Origin of the sequence: Mesorhizobium sp. M7A.F.Ca.US.002.01.1.1 (assembly GCF_004022955.1) — a bacterium.
GTDB classification, from domain to species: domain Bacteria; phylum Pseudomonadota; class Alphaproteobacteria; order Rhizobiales; family Rhizobiaceae; genus Mesorhizobium; species Mesorhizobium ciceri.
Genome location: NZ_RZQE01000588.1, coordinates 1 through 3136 on the forward strand (window position 1 = coordinate 1; position 3136 = coordinate 3136).

At 61.3% G+C, this 3136-nt stretch carries 5 protein-coding genes; 3 read left to right on the top strand and 2 right to left on the bottom strand.

Going from position 1 to position 3136, the window contains the following annotated elements:
* Together waaF and rfaD are read right to left on the bottom strand one after the other, a co-directional pair.
* Nucleotides 1-893: lipopolysaccharide heptosyltransferase II (gene waaF, locus EN932_RS32420; RefSeq protein WP_128369377.1), on the bottom strand; the 893-nt coding region annotated here is incomplete at its 3' end.
* Nucleotides 866-1822, bottom strand: a complete 957-nt coding sequence (rfaD, locus tag EN932_RS32425) for an ADP-glyceromanno-heptose 6-epimerase (RefSeq protein ID WP_127368152.1) — start codon at nucleotides 1820-1822, stop codon at nucleotides 866-868. The genes waaF and rfaD, both read right to left, overlap by 28 nt.
* A gap of 149 nt (nucleotides 1823-1971) precedes the next feature.
* On the opposite strand from rfaD, the gene EN932_RS32430 reads away from it, so the two are divergent.
* The 3 genes from EN932_RS32430 to EN932_RS32440 form a co-directional block, all read left to right on the top strand.
* Entirely contained in the window at nucleotides 1972-2208 is a 237-nt protein-coding gene (locus tag EN932_RS32430) for a type II toxin-antitoxin system Phd/YefM family antitoxin (protein ID WP_024504156.1), read from the top strand.
* Nucleotides 2201-2614, top strand: coding sequence for a hypothetical protein (locus EN932_RS32435; protein ID WP_245460886.1), 414 nt, complete (start codon nucleotides 2201-2203; stop codon nucleotides 2612-2614). The genes EN932_RS32430 and EN932_RS32435 overlap by 8 nt, the downstream gene beginning before the upstream one ends.
* A gap of 36 nt (nucleotides 2615-2650) precedes the next feature.
* Nucleotides 2651-3136 (top strand): LysE family translocator (locus EN932_RS32440; RefSeq protein ID WP_164890738.1); only part of this gene is annotated, 486 nt, incomplete at its 3' end.

Below are 3136 nucleotides of genomic sequence, written 5' to 3' on the forward strand. Positions count from 1 at the left end.
GAGCACGACAGGCCGAGCCAGACCAGCTCGCGGCGCTCCGCCAGCGGTGGCGTGTTTTCGGGCGAGGTCGAGCCGTAGACGGCGACGATCGGCGTGCCGACGGCGGCCGCGACATGCATCAGTCCGCTGTCATTGGACACAGCCAGCCTGGCGGCGGATATCAGGTCGATGGCGTCCTCCAGCCGCGTCTGTCCGGCGAGGTCGACGACGCCGGGGACCAGGGCTGCGATCTCCGCCGTCACGTCGCGGTCGTTCTTCGAGCCGAACAGCGCAACCTTCAAGCCTTTGCCCATGAAACCGCTGGCAAGCCCGGCATAGCTTTCGCTGGGCCAGCGCTTGGCAGGGCCGAATTCCGCACCGGGCATCAGGGCCACGAATTTCTGCGGCGCCAGCCCGAAACGGCCGAGCAGGTCGACCTGGTTTTTCGTGTCCACGCTAAGCCGTGGCGCCCGGAAACTGCCGCCTTGGGCAAGGCCGAAATAGGCCTGCGCGGTGCGTCGTTTGATGCTGTCGGGCAATGGCACGATGTCGGTCAGCAGGCCATAGCGCATCTCGCGCAGATTGCCGACACGGCGCGGAATGCGGGCAAAGAACGGAATCAGCGCCGACTTCCAGCTGCCCGGCAGGATATAGGCCATGTCGTAGCGGCCGCGCAGCAGGCGGCCGAAGCGGCGGCGATGGGTGAATTCGAGCGCGCCGGGTTTGAGCGGAAAATCGATCTGCTGGCGGATTTCGGGCATGCGCTTGACCAGGGGTGCTGCCCAGGCCGGAGCCAGCACATCGATGGCGGCGTTGGGATGCAACTCCTTCAGCGCCGAAAACAGGCACTGCGCCATCACCATGTCGCCCACCCAGCGTGGGCCGATCACGAGGATCGTTGGGCTTTCAGCCATTCGACATAGTCTCTGACACCGGTTTCCACTGTCCGGAATTGGCCATTGTAACCGGCCGCGCGCAAACGGGACATATCAGCTTGCGTAAAGCTCTGGTAGCTGCCCTTGAGATGGTCGGGAAAGGGGATGAATTCAATCTCCCCTTTACCCAACGTGTCGATCACCGTTTCGGCGATGGCGCGGAAGGGCTGGGCACGGCCGGTGCCGCAATTGAAGATGCCGCTTGAGCCCCGTTTCCACAGCCACAGATTGACGTCGGCGACATCGCCGACATGGATGAAGTCACGGCTTTGTTCGCCGGGTCCGAACCCGTCATAGGCGCCGAACAGTTTCGGGTTCTCGCCTCGCTCGACCTGGTTGAACAGATGGAGGGCGACGGAAGCCATGGCGCCCTTGTGCGCTTCGCGCGGGCCATAGACGTTGAAGTAGCGCAAGCCTACGACCTGTGAATGGTCGGCCTGCCCGGCGAACACGGTTCGCCTGACATAGTCGTCGAACAGCTTCTTGGAATAGGCGTATACGTTGAGCGGCCGTTCCAACGCGGGTTCCTCGAGGAACTCCGAGCCGCCGCCATAGACGGAAGCCGAGGAGGCATAAAGGAAAGGCACGCGCAAAGTCTGGCTTGCATGCAGCAACCGTTTCGAGAAGGCGTAATTCACCTCCATCATGAATTTGCCGTTCCACTCGGTGGTGGTCGAGCAGGCGCCCTGGTGGAACACGGCCTCGATGCGGCCGAGCGAGCCGGCCTCCATGCGGGGCAGGAAATCGTCCTTGTCGAGATAGTCGGCGATCTTGAGATCGGCAAGATTGACGATCTTGTGACCGTCGGTAAGGTCGTCGACGACGAGGATGTCGTCATGCCCTTCGGCATTCAGCGCGGCGACGATGTTGGAGCCGATCATGCCGGCGCCGCCCGTGACGATGATCATGAAGGACCTCTGGTTGCTTTGCGATTCCGGTCCTTATAGGGGAGGCTAGCCGGGCTGTCGACAAAGCCAGGTGCATGCGCCTGTCCTGCCATTTTATGCGCTTGTCTGTTTTGTCCATTTTGTCTATTATGGACAAAACAGGGTATCCCATGAAAAACTATCCGTCGACCGATCTGAAACAGAATCTTGGAGATGTGCTTGCAGCTGCCAGCCAGCAGCCGGTCTCCATCACTCGCCACAACAAGCCGAGATACGTCCTGATGAGCATCGAGGCCTACGAAGCGCGCTTCGGCAACGACAGCCGCCGCGTCTACGCTGCGAAGGACGCCCCGACCGAACATGTCGAGATGCTCGAGGAGTACGCCGCGGAATTGGACCGTGATTAAACCCGCTGCTGCGGACGTCTGGCGATATCCATATTTTTGGCATCGCCAACACGGAGACGGCGAGACCGAAGGCCGGAAGTCACGGCCTGTGGCCTTTGTGGCTGTCCTTCCTGGGAAAGCCGGGGGTACCAACCTCTTCATACTTGCAATCACTTCCACACAGCCGGGTCGTGATCGCGTTGCAGTCAGCATCCCGGAAATTGAACGCCACCGTGCGGGCCTCGATCCTATGCCCCTTTGGGTCATGGTCGATGAGTACAATCATGATATCCTGGAAGCGTCGGCCTATTTCGAGCCGGGTGCGCGAATTGGCGCGTTCAGCCCGTCATTTCACAAGAAAATTATGTTCGCTTTTACTGCGGTTGTCCGCACGGGTCAGTCCAAAGCAATCCCGCGCGCGGACTGAATCGACAGGGCAGAGCACGATCGTGAGGGACCAAAAATGCCATCGACCGAACTGCTCATCGCGTTTTTCGCCACCACAGCGATCTTCGCCTACATTCCAGGCCCGGCCATGCTCTATGCCGCCGCGCAGACGATGGCGCGCGGCCGCTGGTCCGGCCTGACGGCGGCGCTGGGCATTCATCTGGGCGGCTACGTGCATGTTTTCGCCGCGGCCGCCGGGCTGTCGGTGCTGTTTCATGCCGTGCCGACGCTCTACCTGGCGGTCAAGCTGGTCGGTGCGCTCTATCTGATCTGGCTTGGCATCTCGCTGTTTCGCAAGCGCACGGACGGCGATGCGGCGCTGCCTGCCATCGAGCGCAAATCGGCGCGGCGCGCCTTTTTCGAGAGCATCACCGTCGAGGTGCTCAATCCGAAGACAGCGATCTTCTTCATGGCGTTCCTGCCGCAATTCATCGACGCCTCGGCGGCGTTTCCGGTCTGGCTGCAGTTCGTCGTGCTCGGCACGATAGTCAATCTGATGTTC

What these genes read in the sequence shown, in the direction of transcription:
- rfaD (WP_127368152.1), bottom strand. Translation starts at nt 1,822, where the DNA reads ATGATCATCGTCACGGGCGGCGCCGGCATGATCGGCTCCAACATCGTC.
- EN932_RS32430 (WP_024504156.1), top strand. Translation starts at nt 1,972, where the DNA reads ATGAAAAACTATCCGTCGACCGATCTGAAACAGAATCTTGGAGATGTG.